The organism is Subdoligranulum sp. DSM 23681, assembly GCF_057005535.1.
On record NZ_CM168050.1, the window covers coordinates 1,460,814 to 1,478,050 of the forward strand.

A 17,237-nucleotide genomic window follows, 5' to 3' on the forward strand; every position below is an offset into this window, starting at 1 on the left:
CATATACACAGAAAGCCCACGCCTCCGGTTCTCTTTCCGGCTGCGTGGGCTTTTTCGGCCATCGCCTATTTCTTGTTTTGCAGCTGTTCATAGGCTTCCTGCTGGACGATCAGCCCCGCTGAAAAGCCATACTTGAAATGGCTCTCACTTTCCTCACACTGGGCGATAGCGTTCTGCGCCCGAAGCTCCTCCACCAGAGCATAGTCCTCTTTACTGAGCCGATGGGATAGCTGCTCCATCAACGCCGCACAGGTTTGGATCGCCTTGCGGTATTCCGGGGACGTGGGCACTACCGTTTCACAGGGATAAAACTCCCCGTTATACATGGCTTCCAAAATCATTGCGTTCCCTCCCTCAACAGTAGACCAGCTCAGCCAGGACAATTTCCTCGGCTCTGTTGTGGATGGAGTTCATGGAGCGCACCCATGCTATCTGGTCGGCAGTTTTCAGGGTTTCCGTGACACCCTCTTGCTGCATCATGGCTTTTTCAATGATTTCCAGTCGCTCCCGACAGGCGGTGTCGATTTCCTCCAAATGAGGAAACAGTTTTTCAGTGACAATGAGATCGGTATACAGAATGGGCCGGTGTTCTTTTAAGTAGGCACGGCGCAACCGGCCATATTTCCCGATATGGTACTCTTTGGTGTCCAATAACACAAGGTCAGGAATGAGATAATCGCCGCATTTGGTGTAAGTCAGTTCCATACAAGACTCCTTTCGTGGGAATGTGGTTGACAGTTACGGTAGGTTTGAGGGCATCCCTCCTTTATCATAACTGTCTTTTCATTCGCCACAAATGAGCCGTCAGTCATGATGTAATGTTTTTTGGTGTAATCCACCCTCTATACATTACATCATGGGAAATGGTTTTAAAACTTTTTCCTTGTTCACCGGCCCCCAGGCCGGTGAATAGGCCGTCGTCAGGTGGCCGCATCTCAATGGAGCAAGGTTTCTCACCCTGACCATTGGCCGCTTTTCGCGGCCAGCCAATTTCGGAACCAACGCTGCGCGTTGTTTTTTGCATCGTGCTTCGCACGATTTCGCAGCATAGCTGCTCAGGCAAAAAGCCGCAGCCCCAGCCGGCGGCCGCCGCATCGGAACGGCGGGCCCTTTTCGCTTCCTTTTCGGGCACGAAAAGGAAGGACTAAACGGCAGACTCCCGTCTGCCAAAAAGTAAGAAGCATCCAGCAGGCTGCCGTCTGCCACAAAAAAGAATCCGCCCCCGCCGGAAAAAACTCTCCCGGCAGGGGCGGAACATTTATTTACGGATGCGGAACTTCACCGCAAAGGGAACAGCAGCCTTACGCCGCCTTGTGTTTGGCAGCCGACCGCTGCACCAGCTTGACCACTTCCACAATGGGAATAACGATCACGGACAGGGCCAGAGCGATCAGGTACTCGGGCAGGTCCACGGGGGTGAAGCCGAAGGCGTTGGCAATGAAGGGCACTTCCAGCACCACGGTAGTCAGCACCAGGCTGCCCAGCATGGCGCCCCACAGCACCTTGTTGTGGCTGTGCAGGGTGAAGATGCTGCCCCGCTGGCTGCGCATGTTGAAGCTGTGGAAGATCTCGCACATGCTCATGGTCAGGAAGGCCATGGTCATGCCGTCGGGGGAGATGCCCTTGGGCATCTCGAAATAGCCCACTTCCATGCAGTGACCGATGATATAGGACGCCAGGGTGATGACGGTGATCAGCACGCCCTGGTACACCACGTCAAAGCCCAGGCCGCCGGCAAAGATGCCGTCGGTGGACTTGCGGGGCGGGCGGTGCATGATGTCGCTTTCGCCCTTTTCCACGCCCAGGGCCAGGGCCGGGAAGCAGTCGGTGATCAGGTTGATGAAGAGCAGGTGCACCGGGTTCAGCAGGGTGAAGCCCAGCAGGGTGGCGGTAAAGACGCCCAGCACCTCGCTCATGTTGGAGGCCAGCAGGAACTGGATGGCCTTGCGGATGTTGTCGTAGATGCGGCGGCCTTCGCTCACCGCGTTGACGATAGTGGCAAAGTTGTCGTCGGCCAGCACCATGTCGGCCACGTTCTTGGTCACGTCGGTGCCGGTGATGCCCATGCCCACGCCGATGTCGGCGGTCTTGATGGAGGGCGCGTCATTGACGCCGTCGCCGGTCATGGCGGTGATGGCGCCCCGCTTCTTCCAGGCGGTGACAATGCGCACCTTGTGCTCCGGCTGCACCCGGGCGTAGACGCCGTAGCGGGTGATGGCCTCGGCCAGCTGCTCGTCGGTGAAGTCATCCAGCTCGGAGCCGGTGATGGCCTGGTCGGCGCTGTCGATGATGCCCAGCTCCTTGGCGATGGCCACGGCGGTGTCCTTGTGGTCGCCGGTGATCATCACCGGGCGGATGCCGGCCTCCCGGCATTCCACGATGGCGGCCTTGACCTCCGGACGCACCGGGTCGATCATGCCGGTCAGACCGATGAAGCACAGATCCTGCTCCAGGAAGTCGGGCTCATTGTTGTGGGGGTTCTGGGGCCAGGGACGCATGGCGGCGGCCAGCACGCGCAGGGCCTTGTCCGCCATGTCCTTGTTGGCCTGCAGGAACTCCGCCCGCTTTTCCACCGTCATGGGCACGGCCTTCTGGCCGTCCCAGTAGCGGGTGCAGCGCTTGAGGACCACGTCCGGGGCGCCCTTGGTATACTGGATGAAGGCATCGCCGGAAGCATGCAGGGTGCTCATCATCTTGCGGCCGGAATCAAAGGGCGCCTCGTCCACACGGGGCTGCTTGGCTTCCAGGTCGGTCTTTTTCATTTCCAGGGCGGCGGCGTAGTTCACCAGGGCCGCCTCGGTGGGCTCGCCGATGGCGCCCTCGGGGGCGTACTCGGCGTCGGAGCACAGGGCCATGGCGGTGGCCAGCAGGGGTTCGTCGCCCACATGCTCCACCACGGTCATCTTGTTCTGGGTCAGGGTGCCGGTCTTGTCCGAGCAGATGACCTGGGCGCAGCCCAGGGTCTCCACGGCGGTGAGGCGGCGGATGACCGCATTGCGCTTGCTCATGTTGGTCACGCCGATGGACAGCACCACCGTGACCACGGTGGCCAGACCTTCGGGGATGGCGGCCACGGCCAGGGAGACGGCCACCATGAAGGTGGACAGGATGGCATCCAGGCTGAACTCGCCGTGGGTGATCAGGTTGAAGGCAAAGATGAAGACGCAGATGCCCAGCACCAGCTTGGACAGGGTACGGCCCAGCTCATCCAGCTTGCGCTGCAGGGGGGTCTGCTCGTCCTGGGTGGCGGCCAGGGCCCCGGCGATCTTGCCCATCTCGGTGTCCATGCCGGTGTCGGTGATCACCATCCGGCCGCGGCCGTAGACCACGGTGGAACCCATATAGCACATGTTCTTGCGGTCGCCCAGGGGCACGTCCTTGCCGCCCTCGGCGGGCAGCAGCTTCTCGATGATCTTGTTCACCGGCACGCTCTCACCGGTGAGGGCGGCCTCCTCGATCTTCAGGCTGGCGCTTTCCAGGATGCGGCCGTCGGCGGGGACGCTGTCGCCCGCCTCCAGCAGCACGATGTCGCCGGGGACCAGCTCGGCGCTGGGCAGGCTGACGTGCTTGCCGTCCCGCAGCACCTTGCTGGTGGCGGCGGTCATGGTCTGCAGGGCTTCAATGGCGGCTTCGGCCTTGCTCTCCTGATAGACGCCCAGCACCGCGTTGAGCAGCACCACCACCAGGATGATGATGACCTCGGCCATGCTTTCGCCCTCGATGAGGCTGGTCACGGCGGACACCGCGGCGGCGCACAGCAGGATGATGAGCATGGGGTCTTTCAGCTGCTCGATGAAGCGCTGCAGCAGGGTGGCCTTCTGGGCTTCCTTGAGCTTGTTGGGGCCGTGCTCCTCCAGACGGCGGGCGGCTTCCTGGCTGCTCAGACCGTCGGGGGAGGCGTTTTCCTGCTGAAGAACTTCTTCGGCAGACAGTTCGTAACTTTTCACGCTGTGAACTCCTTTCGCTTTCGGGCGGGGAAAAGGCCCCGCCATCCCTCTCTACCTATTATATATAAAAACGAGACCCATACACCAGGGACTTTTGGAAAGCCGATGGCGTATGAGTCTCATTCTTTGCGGTTTCTTTGCTGCAAAGGCGGCACCGGGCGCCAAAGCGCCGGGGTGACGATGCCGCCGCACGCCCCGAAAGGGCGCGGAACTACTCCCTCAGACGATGGAAGGCCTTACAGGGTCAGGATGCCCAGACCTTCCAGCAAAATTTTCAATCCCATCAGAATCAGCACCACGCCGCCGGCCCGCTCGGCCGCCGCCTTGTACCGGGTGCCGAAGAGATTGCCGATCTTGACCCCCGCTGCGGACAGCAGGAAGGTGATGACGCCGATGAAGCTCACCGCCGCCACGATGTCGGTGCCGGTGGCCGCAAAGCTGACCCCCACGGCGAAGGCGTCGATGGAGGTGGCCACCGCCAGGGGCATCATGGCCTTGGGGGAAAAGTCAGGGGTGACTTCCTCCTCCTCGCCGAAGCTCTCCCGCACCATGTTGGCGCCGATGAGCCCCAGCAGCACAAAGGCCACCCAGTGGCCGAAACTGCCGATGAGCCCCGCAAAGCCGGAACCCAGCCAGTAGCCCAGCAGGGGCATGAGGGCCTGGAAAGCGCCGAACCACACGCCGCAGATCAGCGCGTGGCGGGGCTGCATCCTGCACACCGAAAGCCCCTTGCAGATGGACACCGCGAAAGCGTCCATGGAAAGGCCCACGGCGATGATGAAAAGGTCTGCCAGTGACATTGAACAACCACTCTCCCGTTTTGTGATGGGCGGGCGGGATAAAAAAAACGAGACCTATCCCGCCTTGCCGTGCAAGGCAAAAGATAAGTCTCGCTGTTTCATCTAAAGCCAGGGTTGCCCCAGTATGTTGGCCCTATCACGCGGAATTTCCGCGCCAGCTACTCCCTTATGCAGCGAATACCATACCATGTTCCCGGGCCGTTAGTCAAGAATAACCGACAGGGAAAAACCGGACGGAAACCGCCCCCGGAAGGTTTTCCACAGTTTTCCCGAGTTTTGCACAGCCTTTACACGGTGTTTTCCGCCAAAAGTTGAAAACTCCGGGCAAAATGTTGAAAACTCCGGGCTTTTGGGGGCGAATATTACGAAATGATGAATACAGCCGGTTGATTACCACCCCGTATAACGGTTTTTCACGTTGAAAATGTTGAAAACCCTGTGGAAAGTGTGGAAAACCACTTTGTTTTCCACAAACTACAACTTTTGATTGTGTGCCCCCGGGAGGGCTTGTGATAGATTCGACAAACAAATGTTGAACTTGCCCCCGGGAAATGGTACAATAGCATAATAAACCGTCCGCCGCCCAGCGGCGGAAATTCCCGGTTTTCCACAAGGAGGTTTCCATGAATTGGCTGGACAGGCTTGAGCGCCGTTACGGCAAGTTCGGTATCCCCAATCTTTTGAATATTGTGCTGGTGGGCCAGATCATCGCCTGGGTCATCATCATGTTCATCAACTACAATCTGATCGGAGCGCTCATGCTCACCCGGGCGGGGCTGTTCCACGGGCAGATCTGGCGGCTGGTCAGTTTTGTGTTCATGCCCAGCCTGTACCGGTCCCCCTTCTGGCTGCTGGTGGAACTGTACTTTTACTGGTGGGTGGGCAACTCCCTCACCCGTGCCTGGGGCGATTTCCGGTTCACCGTCTACTGGCTGGCGGGCATGCTGGGGGCCATCCTCAGCTGCCTGATCACCGGCTTCGGCGGCTCCTCCGGGCTGTTCCTCAGCCTGTTTTTTGCCTATGCCTGGATGTGGCCCAACCAGCAGGTGCTGCTCTTCTTCATCATTCCGGTGAAGGTGAAATGGCTGGGCTGGGCCGCCGCGGCCCTGTGGGCCTGGCAGTTCCTGACCGGGAGCTTCTCTTCCCGCATCACCCTGCTGTTCGGGCTGGCGGGTTTCCTGCTCTTCTTCGGCAAGGAGCTGTGGGACTGGTGCCATGACACCATCGCGGGCTACAAGCGCCGCAAGGACTGGGAGAACCGCTGGAAATAACCTCAGCGCTGCCCCGCACCCTGTTGTTATCCACTCTTATTATAAGGAGGAATCACATATGAAACTCATCACTGCCATTGTCAACAAGGAAGACTCCAAGGCTGTCTGCTCCGAACTGGTGCGCAACAAGTTCTACGTCACCCGTCTGGCCACCACCGGCGGGTTCCTGATGGCGGGCAACATGACCCTGCTCATCGGTACCGAGGACGAGCGGGTGGACGACTGCATCGCCTGCATCTCCAAGTGCTGCAAGCAGCGCACCGAGATCGTGCCCGGTGCGGCTTCCATCGGCCTGGGCATGGAGAGCGCCATGCCCATTGAGGTCACCGTGGGCGGCGCCACCATCTTTGTGACCAATGTGGAGCGCTTCGAAAAACTGTGAGCACCACCCTTGGCATGCTGGGCCGTCTGGCCGGCAACCATGCCCTGAAAGAGGACCTGACCACGGCGCTGCGCTCCGGCCGGCTGCCCCACAGCATCCTGCTGGTGGGGGAACCGGGCTGCGGGGCGGGCTTTGCCGCGCGCTGCCTGGGGGCGGATTATCTCTATCCCCAGGGGGGCGCCCACGCCGAGGCCGTTCTGCGGGGGCAGGACAGTGAATGTCTGACCATCCGGGGGGAAGGCGCCTCCGGCCAGATCAAGGTGGAGCGCATCCGGGACGCCCGGGAAAAGATCCAGCACAGCGCCCTGTCCGCCGACGCGGCGGGGCGGGTGCTCTTCATCTACGGGGCCCAGAATCTGAACGGGGCTTCGGCCAACGCCATGCTGAAGATCATGGAGGAGCCCCCCGAAGGGGTGCTCTTCCTGCTGACGGCTTCCAGCGCCGCCGCCGTGCTGCCCACCATCCGCAGCCGGTGCGCCGCCTACACGGTGGCCCCGGTGCCCGAAGCCGAATGTGCCGCCGCCCTGCGGGCGGCGCTTCCCCAGATCGACGACCGGCAGGCCGCGGATCTGGCCTTTCTGTATGAAGGGCACATCGGTTCGGCCCTGGCGGTGATGAACGATCCCGCCGTGAAGGCCGCCCGGGCCGCCGCCCGGGACCTGTGCCGTCAGGCCGAAGTCCGGGACACCTACCGGGCCGCGGCCCTGCTGGCCAAGTATGAAAAAGACAGGGAGGGCGCCGCCCGCCTGCTGGTGCAGACCCGCACGGCGGCCAGCGCCGCTTTGCGCCGCCCGGGGTTCGACGGGCTTTCGGCCCCTGCGGCGGCACGGCTGGCCCGGGCGGCCGGGGATGCCGCCAAGGCCATGGCCGGCAACGCCAACCTGCGCCTGACCCTGACCCTGCTGGCCGCCGCGGCCACCGCCCAAGACCCATAAAACCAAAAGGAATTTATCTGCCATGAAAGTCATTTCCGTAAAATTCAAGGAGAGCGGCCGCTCCTACTATTTTGACCCCGGGGTGCTGGAGATCCAGACCGGGGAGTTCGTCATTGTGGAGACCGCCCGCGGCGTGGAATGCGGCGAGGTGGTCCGGGGCTGCCACGACCTGCCGGACACCGGCTTTGCCCGGGAGATCAAGCCGGTGCAGCGCATGGCCGACGGCATGGACATCCGCCGCATGCGCCAGAACCGCACCGACGAGCGCAAGGCCTTTACCATCTGCGAGCAGCGCATTGCCGCCCACAAGCTGCAGATGAAGCTCATCGACGCCGAATACACCCTGGACCGGAACAAGCTGGTCTTTTACTTCACCGCCGACAACCGGGTGGATTTCCGGGAGCTGGTCAAGGACCTGGCCTCCCAGTTCCACACCCGCATCGAACTGCGCCAGATCGGCGTGCGGGATGAAAGCAAGATGCTGGGCGGCCTGGGCGTCTGCGGGCAGCCCTTCTGCTGCAGCCGGTTCCTCAAAAACTTCCAGCCGGTGTCCATCAAGATGGCCAAGGAGCAGGGACTTTCCCTGAACCCGGCCAAGATCAGCGGCGCCTGCGGGCGGCTGATGTGCTGTCTGGCCTATGAACAGAAGAGCTACGAATACCTGAACAGCATCACCCCCCAGGTGGGCAGCGTGGTGCGCACCCCCGACGGGGAAGGCACCGTCACCGAGGTGAACGTCATCTCCGGCACCTTGAAGGTGCGCTGCGTGGAGAGCCTGACCCCCAAGATCTACAAGCGGTCGGAGTGCGAGTATCTGCGCGGGGGACGCCGTGCCCCGGTGAAGCCGGACAAGGAGGACTGACCCATGGCCGGGACCCTGTACATTGTGGCCACCCCCATCGGCAACCTGGACGATATGCCGCCCCGGGTGGCGGCCACCTTCGGTGCGGCGGATTTCGTGGCGGCGGAGGACACCCGGGTGACTTTGAAGCTGCTGAACCATCTGGGGCTGAAAAAGCCCATGGTCAGCTATTATGAACATGCGCTGCACCACGGGGCCGCCATCCTGGAACGCATCGAGGCGGGAGAATCCTGCGCTCTGTGTTCGGATGCGGGCATGCCCTGCATCAGCGATCCCGGTGAGCAGATCGTCACCGAGGCCCTGGCCCGGGGCATCCATGTGGTGCCGGTGCCGGGGGCTTCGGCCTGCGTCACCGCCCTGGCCGTGTCCGGGCAGAAGACCGGCCGGTTCGTGTTTGAAGGGTTTCTGCCGGTGCCCAAAAAGGAGCGTCGGGAGCGTCTGGAGGTTTTAAGGACCGAGACCCGGACCATCCTGCTGTATGAAGCCCCCCACAAGCTGCGCACCACCCTGGACGACCTCATAAAAGTCTGCGGGCCGGACCGGTCGGTGACCCTGTGCCGGGAGCTGACCAAGCTCCACGAGGAGATCAACAAGACCACCCTGGGCGAAGCGGCGGCGCTGTACGCCGGGACCGAGCCCCGGGGGGAATATGTGCTGGTGCTGGCCGGGGCGGAGCCCGCGGCCGAGGAGGCAGAGGCCCCCACCCTGGAGGACGCCGTGGCGGCTGCCCGCACCCTGATGGAGGGCGGCACCCCGCCTTCCGCGGCCGCCAGACAGGCCGCCGCCGGGACCCCCTATTCCAAGGGGGAGATCTACCGGCAGCTGGTGCGGGGAGACTGACCCCGCCGGCACAACAAAGGACAGAAAGGGAGTTTTCCCATGGCGGAAGATACATCTACGATTCTGGTGGTCAGCGACACCCACGGGCGTCTGACCCGGCTGCGGTGGATTCTGCGCTTTGAAAAGGCCGACGCCCTGTTTTTCCTGGGGGACGGCCTGTATGATCTGGACCAGGCCATCCTGCAGAACCGGGTCCAGCCCCCCTACCCCATCTACCGGGTGCGGGGCAACTGCGATTTCGGAGCCCACGACCCCACCGAGGGTCTGGCCCCCTTCGGCGGGGTGCTGTTTTTCTACACCCACGGCCACCATTACGGGGTGAAAGCCAGTCTGGGCCAGCTCCAGGAGGAGGCCGCCGACCGGGGCGCCGATGTGGCCCTCTTCGGCCACACCCATTACAAGACCCTGCGGGCCGCCACCGCCGCCACCCCGGCGCTGTTCAATCCGGGCAGCCTGCGGGACACGGGCAGCTACGGGGTCATCACCATCACCGACGGACAGTGTTCCTTCGGCTGGAAGCAGGTGCCGCAGGACCTATGACCGAGACAAAAGAACCCAACACCCTGATCTGGCTGGACGAGACGGACAGCACCAACACCTGGGCCAAAGCCCATCTGGACAAATTCGGCCCGGTGGGGGCGGTGTATACCACCAGCCAGACGGCGGGCCGGGGACGGCTGGGCCGCCAATGGGTGAATGCCAACGGGCAGGCGCTGTATTATACCGCCGTCCTGCAGATCCCGCTGGCGGACACGGCAGCCCTTTCCCTGTATTCCAGTCTGGCGGCGGCCCGGGCGCTGCGCCGGCACTACGGGGTGGACTGCCGTATCAAATGGCCCAACGACCTGCTGCTCCACGGCAAAAAAATCGTGGGCATTCTGTGCGAGACGGTGGTGCAGGGCCATCAGGTGACCGCCCTTTCGGGCATCGGGTTCAACCTGGCCCAGCCCCAGGGGTATTTTGACGCCGCGGGCCTGCCCCACGGCACCAGTCTGGCCCTGCAGGGGGCGCAGGTGCATCTGCCCGAAGATGCCCATGCCCTGGCCCGGGACCTGACGGCCTTCGGGTTTGACCGGGAGCTCTACCCCTTTGAGCGGGAAGGCTTTGCCGCCTGCCGGGAGGAGTACAAGGCCCTGTGTGTGAACCTGGGCCGCCACGTCACCTTTGCGGGCGGCAGCGGCACGGCGGTGGACATTGACGAGCAGGGCCGCCTGGTGGTGGAAGACGATGCCGGCGGCGACGTGCATGTGTTCACCGGCGAGGTGAGCGTACAAGGCATTTACGGGGCGGTGTGACACCGCCTCTTTTTGTTTGCCTCTTCCCTTCCCTCTTTGCCGCCTGCCGCCGCCTGCGGCAGAAACTTTTGCGAAAAATTCCTCCCAGCGCCCTTTGCACAATTGTACAAAACAGGGTAAAACGTCTATTTTTTGCAGGTATATTTATTCGTTGCACCGAGTATTTTTGCAAAAGTGCATGTTTCCTGCGAAATTAACAGAAAGTTCACAGGAAGATAATAAATTTTTCGCAAGTATTGGGTATTGTATTAGCACAGGGAACGGAGCCGCAACCGTTACCCTGGAACATGATTCCTCCTCACACCAAAACGATACCCCAAAGCCCCCACCTGTTACCGCAAGCAGGTGGGGGTAACTTTTTTTGTGGGGCAGAGTTGGGCTGCCCCGTGAAAGGGCAAGCGGCTGCCTGCCGGCAAACGGCATCTTGCCGGATGCTCTTTCCTTTTCGTGCCCGAAAAGGAAACGAAAAGGGCCCGCCGTTTCGAGGCGGCGGCCGCCGACCAGGGCTGCGGCCCTGGACCCGGGGAATGCGGCCACCTGACGACGGCCTACTCAGGCCCTGGGGGGCCTGAGCAAGGAAAATGATTTGAAATGGCGTGGCCAGCAGGCCACCGGCAAAACGGAAGAGCCTGACCGGGTTGGGTGCAACTTTGCGGAAGGTTTCCGGCCAGCATTTGTTACCGGGAAATGGTTTTTAATCCATTCCTTGTTCACCGGCCCCCAGGCCGGTGAATAGGCCGTCGTCAGGTGGCCGCATCTTGGGGTCTGGGGCCGCAGCCCCAGCCGGCGTCCACCGCATCGGAACGGTGGGACTTTTTCGCTTCCTTTTTGGTCACAAAAAGGAAGGACACCCCGGCAGACTGCCGCTTGCCAGAAAATGACAAACCTCAACTCCACCACAAAACAAAACCAGGACGCTCCCCCTTTCCACAAGGGAACGCCCTGGTTTTTTATTGTGTGGTCAGCCCCGCACCCGGAACCCCCGCTCGTTTTCCTCCAGGGGAACGGTGCGGCAGGTCATGTTTTCGATCATGATCCACTTGCTGGTGGCGGTCAGGGTGGGCACCAGCTTGTCCAGCACGGCGGGGTCGCCCTGGGCTTCCAGCTCCACGCTGCCGTCCCAGTTGTTCACCACCCAGCCGGTGAGCCCCAGCAGCGAGGCCGCATACTGGGCCCGGTACCGGAACCCCACACCCTGCACACTGCCGGTGAACCGCCAGTGGCGGCGCTGGGGGGCGCTCATTCCTCGATGCCGGTGACCGTGTAGTCCTTGGCCTGCACGGCGTCCCGCAGGGCGTCGTCGGCCACCGGAGCGCTCATGGTCACCACGGCGGTGCCGGCCTCATGGCTGACGGCGGCGCTCTCCACCCCGTCCAGGGCTTCCAGCGCCTTCTTGACGGTGGCTTCGCAGTGGGCACACATCATGCCCTCGATATGAATGGTCTTGGTCATAACAGCTTCTCCTTTCACAGGTTGGGGGTCTGCCGGGATGGCCGGACAGGCCACCGGGCAGGCTTTGGGTTCGGGCAATGCTTCCCGGGGCGGGGCCGCGTGTTTGGGCGGGGCGTCGTGGGAGGCATCATGGGGATCAAAGGTATTCAGCCGCAGGGCGTTGGTCACCACGCATACGCTGGAAAGACTCATGGCCGCGGCGGCGATCATGGGATTGAGCAGGATGCCCAAGGGATAGAGCACCCCCGCCGCCAGCGGGATGCAGACGGCGTTGTAGAAGAAGGCCCAGAACAGGTTCTGGTGGATGTTGGTGACCACCTTGCGGGACAGCCGCACCGCGGCGGCCACGTCCGCCGGGTCGCTGCGCACCAGCACCACGTCGGCGGCATCCAGGGCCACATCCGCCCCGGCGCCGATGGCAATGCCGGTATCCGCCCGGGTCAGGGCGGGAGCATCGTTGATGCCGTCCCCCACCATGGCCACCCGGCCGTCCTCCTGCAGGCGGCGGACTTCCGCCTCCTTGCCGGCGGGCAGTACCCCGGCCACCACGTCGGCGGTGTCCAGGCCCACCTGCTGGGCAATGTAGGCGGCGGTTTTGGCGTTATCCCCGGTGAGCAGCACCACATGCAGACCCAGGGCCCGCAGTTCGGCAATGGCCTGCTTGCTGCTGGGCTTCACCGAATCCGCCACCCCGATGACCCCGGCGGCATGACCGTCCAGGGAGAAATACAGCGGCGTGGCCCCCTGTCCGGCCAGACGGCGGCCTGCTTCCAGCAGGTCGGCAGGCACATCCGCCTGACTGCAGATGAAGTCCTCGTTGCCGCCAGCCATGACCTTGCCGGCCATCTTGCCCACCAGGCCCCTGCCCGGTACGGCCTGCACATCCTTGACCATGGAGGGCCGCACCCCGTTCTCTTTGGCGCAGGCCAGCACCGCCTTGGCCAGAGGATGTTCGCTCTGGCTTTCCAGGGCGGCGGCCATGCCCAGCAGGAACTTCTGGGGCACCTGACGGGTGCCCACCACCTCCACCACCGTGGGTTCGCCGGTGGTCACGGTGCCGGTCTTGTCCAGCACCACCGTGTCGGTGTAGCCGGTGGCTTCCAGGCTGGCGGCGGTCTTGAAGAGGATGCCGCTGCGGGCCCCCAGACCGGACCCCACCATGACGGCCACGGGGGTGGCCAGACCCAGGGCGCAGGGACAGCTGATGACCAGCACGCTGATGCCCCGGGCCAGGGCGAAGTCAAAGGGTTTGCCGATGAGCAGCCAGATGACCAGGGTCACCGCCGCAATGCCGATGACCGTGGGCACAAACACCCCGGCCACCTTGTCGGCGGTGCGGGCCAGAGGCGCCTTGGTGGAGGCGGCGTCCGCCACCAGCCGGATGACCTGGCTCAGGGTGGTGTCCTGCCCCACCCGGGTGGCCCGACAGGTCAGGGCGCCGTTCTGGTTGATGGTGGCGGCGCTCACCGGGCTGCCCTTTTCCTTGTCCACCGGCATACTCTCGCCGGTGAGGGCGGCCTCGTTCACGCTGGACTGGCCTTCCAGCACCACACCGTCCACCGGGATGCTCTCCCCGGGACGGACCAGGAAGATGTCCCCCACCCGGACCTGTTCCACCGGGATGGTCAGCTCCCCTTCCTCCCGCAGGACGCAGGCGGTGGGCGGGGCCAGCTGCATCAGGCTTTTCAGGGCGCTGGTGGTCTTGCCCTTGGAGTAGGCTTCCAGCATCTTGCCCACCGTGATGAGGGTCAGGATCATGGAAGCGGATTCAAAATACAGGTCGTGGCGGAACTGCATGACCTGGTCCGGGTTGCCGGAGGCCAGCCCCGCCCCCATCATGATGATGGCAAAGACGCCGTAGACCAGCGCCGCCCCGGCGCCCATGGCCACCAGCGTGTCCATGCCGGGGGCCAGACTGCGCACCCCTTTCCAGCCGCTGATGAAGAAGGCCCGGTTGATCCAGCACACCGGCAGGGTCAGGGCCAGCTGCAGAATGCCGTACACCACCGCCCCGGCGCCGTCCCCTTCCAAAAAGGGCGGCAGGGGCAGGCCGATCATATGTCCCATGCTCAGGTACATCAGGGGCACCAGGAAACACAGGCTCAGAATCAGGCGGCGGCGCAGTTTCGGGGTCTCGGTATCTTCCAGGGCGTCGGCGTCCGCCTCCTCAGCCACCGAGGCACCGTACCCGGCGGCCTCCACCGCCGCGATGACATCCTCGGGCACAGGGTCGCCCTCATATTCCACCTGCATGCTGTTGGTCAGCAGGCTCACCGCCACCCCGGACACCCCGGGCACGGCGGCCACAGCCTTTTCCACATGGGCGCTGCAGGCGGCGCAGCTCATGCCGGTCACTTCAAACCGCTGCATACGGTAACACTTCCTTTCCGTTGCGGTCGCATTCTTTCAAAACAGCCCTTCCGGCAGAAGGATGTCCTGCCGGGGCACCTTTTCCCAGGAAAAACCATCCGCCAACTCGGCGGGGGTGCGGGGGTCGGGGGCCTTCTGCAGCCCGCAGACCCAGGCCAGCCGCCCGATGATCTCCTCAGGGGTATATTTCGCCTGGAGGTTTTCCAGGCTTTCGTCCCCGTCCCGCTTGGACAGCCGCCGCCCGTCCGGGGCCAGCAGCAGGGGCATGTGGAAAAATTCCGGGGCTGGCAGGCCCAGGGTTCGGTAGAGCCACAGCTGCCGGGGGGTGCTGGAGAGCAGGTCCTCTCCCCGCACCACCTGGGTGACGCCCATGAGGGCATCATCCACCACCACCGCCAGCTGGTAGGCGAACACCCCGTCCGCACGGCGCAGGTAGAAGTCCCCGCAGTCCCGGGCCAGGTTTTCCTGGTAATAGCCCAGATGTCCGTCGGTGAAGCCGATGGTTTCGTCAGGCACTTTCACCCGCCAGGCGGGCGGCCGGCGGCGGGATCTTTCCGCCACCTGTTCGGGGGTCAGGTCCCGGCAGGTACCGGCGTAGACCACCTGGCCGTCGCTGCGGTGGGGGGCGTCGGCGGCGTGGAGCTGGCTGCGGCTGCAGAAGCAGGGATAGACCAGCCCTTTTTTCCACAGAATCTCATAAAATTGTTGATAAATCCCGTTGCGCTCGCTCTGGTAGTAGGGACCGTGCGGGCCGCCCTTGTCCCCGCCCTCGTCGGCGGAAAGCCCCAGCCAGTCCAGATCCTGCTGCAAAAGTTCCGCGAACTTGCGGGGGCAGCGGGCCTGGTCCAGGTCCTCGATGCGCAGCACCACCCGGCCGTCCTGGCTCTTGGCCGAAAGCCATGCCAGCAGACAGCAGCACAGGTTGCCCAGGTGCATCCGGCCGCTGGGGCTGGGTGCGTAGCGGCCTACGGTCATTCAGCGGCCTCCAGGGTGTACTGGCCGTCCCCCAGGCAGCGCAGATGGGTGCGGTAGAAGGCATCCACCGCCCGCACCATGGCGTCGGCGTCGGACACGGCGGCGGTCTCCACCGCGCTGTGCATGCCCAGCTGGGCCAGACCGATGTCCGCCATGGGCACCGGCAGGGTGTGGCTCTGCAGGTTGCCCAGGGTGGAGCCTCCGGGCAGGTCCGCCCGGTTGGCGAACTGCTGCACCTTTACGTCGGCCAGACGGCAGATCTCCTTGACCACCGCGCCGGACAGGGCGTTGGTGGTGTATTTCTGGCTGGCGTTCACCTTCAGCACCAGGCCGCCGCCCAGCCGCACCGGGTTGGCGGGGTCGGCCTTGTCCGCGAAGTTGGGGTGGGTGGCGTGGGCGTTGTCGGCGCTGAGCACAAAGCTGTTGGCCAGGGCCCGCTGCATCCCCTGGGCACTGTGGGGGATGGCGTCGTACACCCGGTCCAGCACGTCCCGCAAAAAGACGCTGGCCGCGCCCTGGCGGGTGCCGCTGCCCACTTCCTCATTATCAAACATGGCCCAGACGGGGGCGCAGGCGCTGTCGGTGTGGTCGGCGGCGGAGAGGAAGCCGAACAGGGTGGTGGCGGCACATTCCAGGTCGTCGATGCGGGGCGCCAGGAAGTACTCCCCGTCCGGCCCGATGGTGGTGGGCATCTGCCGGGTATAGAGGGTCAGGTCAAAGTCCACCATCTCATCCTCGGCCACGCCCAGGGCCTGGGCCAGCAGGGCGGTCAGGGGGCGGCAGCCCTCGGGGCCGTACAGCGGCTGCATGTCCACCTGGGGGTTATACTTGTGGCCGTCGTTGAGGGCCCGGTCCATGTGGATGGCCAGGGAGGGGATCACCACCAGGTCCCGGTCCAGATCCACCAGACGGGATTCCAGGCCGTCCTCGGTGCGCACCAGCACCCGGCCCGCGATGGACAGGGGGCGGTCCAGCCAGGTGGCCATGTTCATGCCGCCGTAGCCTTCCACGTTCAGGCGGGTGCAGCCCGCCGAGGTGACCGAGGTGTTCTTGATGCGCCAGGTGGGGGAATCGCTGTGGCTGGCGGTGATGCGCCAGCCGCCGATGGCGTGGTCGGGCACCCGCCAGGCGATGAGGGAGGAGTTGTTGCGGGTGGTATAGTAGCCGCGGCCCGGTTCCAGGTTCCAGTAATCCGCCTCTTCCAGGCGGGTGAAGCCGGCGGCGTCCAGCAGGGACGCAGCGTGGGCCACAGCGTGGAACGGGGTGACCCCCGCGTGGAGAAACTCAAACAGTTGTTGCAGCAGCATGGTATGTTTCCTTCTTTAAGTATAGGTTTGCCCGCCCCGGCAAGGGGATGGGGCATGCTTTTATTGTACCGCAGGGGGGCCCTTGCGGCAACAGAATTTTGGTGGTATTCTTAATTCTACCCTGATTTGCCCAAAAGGCAAGTACGCACTTAAAAGATACCGCTATCCAAAAGGAGAGTAAAGCTTATGAGACCGGGACCGGGATGCAACTGCCGTTATGCGGACGTGGGATGCGACAAGATGGAACAGGTAATGGAACAGATCAGCGGCAAATGGAAGATGCGGATCCTGTTCATGGTGGGGGCCCACGGCACCCTGCGGTACGGGGAGCTGCGCAGCCTGCTGGGCAGCGTGACCCACAAGATGCTGAGCAACCAGCTGAAAGAGCTGGCGGCGGACGGGCTGATCTCCCGCCGCGATTACGGGGAGGTACCGCCCCGGGTGGAGTACAGCCTGACCGAGCACGGACAGGCCCTGATGCCGATTTTTGATGATATTCAGGCGTATATCAAGAGGTTTGGGGATTGTGTGTGCGGGGAGAAAAAGGAGGAGGCGTAAGACGCCTTCCTTCTTCTGTGGTTACTCCCTTGCTCTTCGGCAGACGATAGTCTGCAGGAGTGTCCTTCCTTTTTGTCACCAAAAAGGAAGCGAAAAAGCGCCACCGTAGTGTTGTTGTTTTATCGGCAAGCGGGTGCTTACCGGAGAGTTGTCGCTTTTTGCCGCCAAAAAGCGACGGAAAAACCGCCACCGTTTCGAGGCGGTGGACGCCGACCAGGGCTGCGGCCCTGGACCCGGGGAATG

17 protein-coding genes are annotated in these 17,237 nt (G+C 63.3%); 8 read left to right on the top strand and 9 right to left on the bottom strand.

Translation table 11 applies throughout. The features are described 5' to 3' along the window. Positions 1-65: 65 nt before the first annotated feature. The 4 genes from AC127K_RS06820 to AC127K_RS06835 form a co-directional block, all read right to left on the bottom strand. The gene (locus AC127K_RS06820) at positions 66-341 is read right to left on the bottom strand and encodes a DUF6809 family protein (protein WP_483722073.1); all 276 of its coding nucleotides are present in this window, start codon (positions 339-341) and stop codon (positions 66-68) included. Positions 342-354: 13 nt separating this feature from the next. Further along, positions 355-705 carry a TnpV protein gene (locus AC127K_RS06825; RefSeq protein ID WP_483722074.1) on the bottom strand — a complete coding sequence of 117 codons (351 nt, stop codon included), beginning with the start codon at positions 703-705 and terminating at the stop codon, positions 355-357. A gap of 596 nt (positions 706-1,301) precedes the next feature. Then, positions 1,302-3,947, bottom strand: coding sequence for a cation-translocating P-type ATPase (locus AC127K_RS06830; RefSeq protein WP_483722075.1), 2,646 nt, complete (start codon positions 3,945-3,947; stop codon positions 1,302-1,304). Positions 3,948-4,183: 236 nt separating this feature from the next. Next, positions 4,184-4,747, bottom strand: a complete 564-nt coding sequence (locus AC127K_RS06835; RefSeq protein WP_483722076.1) for a manganese efflux pump MntP — start codon at positions 4,745-4,747, stop codon at positions 4,184-4,186. A gap of 623 nt (positions 4,748-5,370) precedes the next feature. Here AC127K_RS06835 and AC127K_RS06840 point away from each other — a divergent pair. The 7 genes from AC127K_RS06840 to AC127K_RS06870 are packed head-to-tail and all read left to right on the top strand — an operon-like array spanning position 5,371 to position 10,332. Continuing rightward, positions 5,371-6,018 carry a rhomboid family intramembrane serine protease gene (locus AC127K_RS06840; RefSeq protein ID WP_483722078.1) on the top strand — a complete coding sequence of 216 codons (648 nt, stop codon included), beginning with the start codon at positions 5,371-5,373 and terminating at the stop codon, positions 6,016-6,018. A gap of 58 nt (positions 6,019-6,076) precedes the next feature. Continuing rightward, positions 6,077-6,400, top strand: a complete 324-nt coding sequence (locus tag AC127K_RS06845) for a cyclic-di-AMP receptor (protein WP_483722079.1) — start codon at positions 6,077-6,079, stop codon at positions 6,398-6,400. Continuing rightward, entirely contained in the window at positions 6,397-7,335 is a 939-nt protein-coding gene (locus tag AC127K_RS06850) for a hypothetical protein (RefSeq protein ID WP_294542445.1), read from the top strand. The genes AC127K_RS06845 and AC127K_RS06850 overlap by 4 nt, the downstream gene beginning before the upstream one ends. A 22-nt stretch (positions 7,336-7,357) precedes the next feature. Beyond that, on the top strand, positions 7,358-8,197 hold the full coding sequence (locus tag AC127K_RS06855; RefSeq protein WP_483722080.1) for a PSP1 domain-containing protein: 840 nt from the start codon (positions 7,358-7,360) through the stop codon (positions 8,195-8,197). Between the two features lie 3 nt (positions 8,198-8,200). Continuing rightward, the gene (gene rsmI / locus AC127K_RS06860; RefSeq protein ID WP_483722081.1) at positions 8,201-9,037 is read left to right on the top strand and encodes a 16S rRNA (cytidine(1402)-2'-O)-methyltransferase; all 837 of its coding nucleotides are present in this window, start codon (positions 8,201-8,203) and stop codon (positions 9,035-9,037) included. 39 nt (positions 9,038-9,076) lie between these two features. Continuing rightward, positions 9,077-9,577 (top strand): metallophosphoesterase family protein, encoded by a 501-nt coding sequence (locus AC127K_RS06865; RefSeq protein ID WP_294542442.1) that lies wholly within the window; start codon positions 9,077-9,079, stop codon positions 9,575-9,577. Further along, positions 9,574-10,332: a biotin--[acetyl-CoA-carboxylase] ligase gene (locus AC127K_RS06870; protein ID WP_483722082.1), complete on the top strand. Its 759-nt coding sequence runs from the start codon at positions 9,574-9,576 to the stop codon at positions 10,330-10,332. Before AC127K_RS06865 ends, AC127K_RS06870 begins: the two co-directional genes overlap by 4 nt. Before the next feature lie 743 nt (positions 10,333-11,075). Here AC127K_RS06870 and AC127K_RS06875 read toward each other — a convergent pair. The 5 genes from AC127K_RS06875 to AC127K_RS06895 form a co-directional block, all read right to left on the bottom strand. After that, on the bottom strand, positions 11,076-11,216 hold the full coding sequence (locus tag AC127K_RS06875; RefSeq protein WP_483722083.1) for a hypothetical protein: 141 nt from the start codon (positions 11,214-11,216) through the stop codon (positions 11,076-11,078). A gap of 77 nt (positions 11,217-11,293) precedes the next feature. Continuing rightward, positions 11,294-11,575, bottom strand: a complete 282-nt coding sequence (locus tag AC127K_RS06880) for an acylphosphatase (RefSeq protein WP_294542790.1) — start codon at positions 11,573-11,575, stop codon at positions 11,294-11,296. Then, on the bottom strand, positions 11,572-14,154 hold the full coding sequence (locus AC127K_RS06885) for a heavy metal translocating P-type ATPase (RefSeq protein ID WP_483722084.1): 2,583 nt from the start codon (positions 14,152-14,154) through the stop codon (positions 11,572-11,574). The genes AC127K_RS06880 and AC127K_RS06885 overlap by 4 nt, the downstream gene beginning before the upstream one ends. Positions 14,155-14,190: 36 nt before the next feature. Next, on the bottom strand, positions 14,191-15,129 hold the full coding sequence (gene gluQRS, locus AC127K_RS06890; RefSeq protein ID WP_483722085.1) for a tRNA glutamyl-Q(34) synthetase GluQRS: 939 nt from the start codon (positions 15,127-15,129) through the stop codon (positions 14,191-14,193). Next, a complete protein-coding gene (locus AC127K_RS06895; RefSeq protein ID WP_483722086.1) occupies positions 15,126-16,436 on the bottom strand; it encodes a M18 family aminopeptidase in 1,311 nt (436 codons plus the stop codon). The genes gluQRS and AC127K_RS06895 overlap by 4 nt, the downstream gene beginning before the upstream one ends. Positions 16,437-16,622: 186 nt before the next feature. Between AC127K_RS06895 and AC127K_RS06900 the strand changes: the two genes are divergently transcribed. Beyond that, on the top strand, positions 16,623-16,994 hold the full coding sequence (locus AC127K_RS06900; protein ID WP_483722087.1) for a winged helix-turn-helix transcriptional regulator: 372 nt from the start codon (positions 16,623-16,625) through the stop codon (positions 16,992-16,994). Positions 16,995-17,237: the final 243 nt, after the last annotated feature.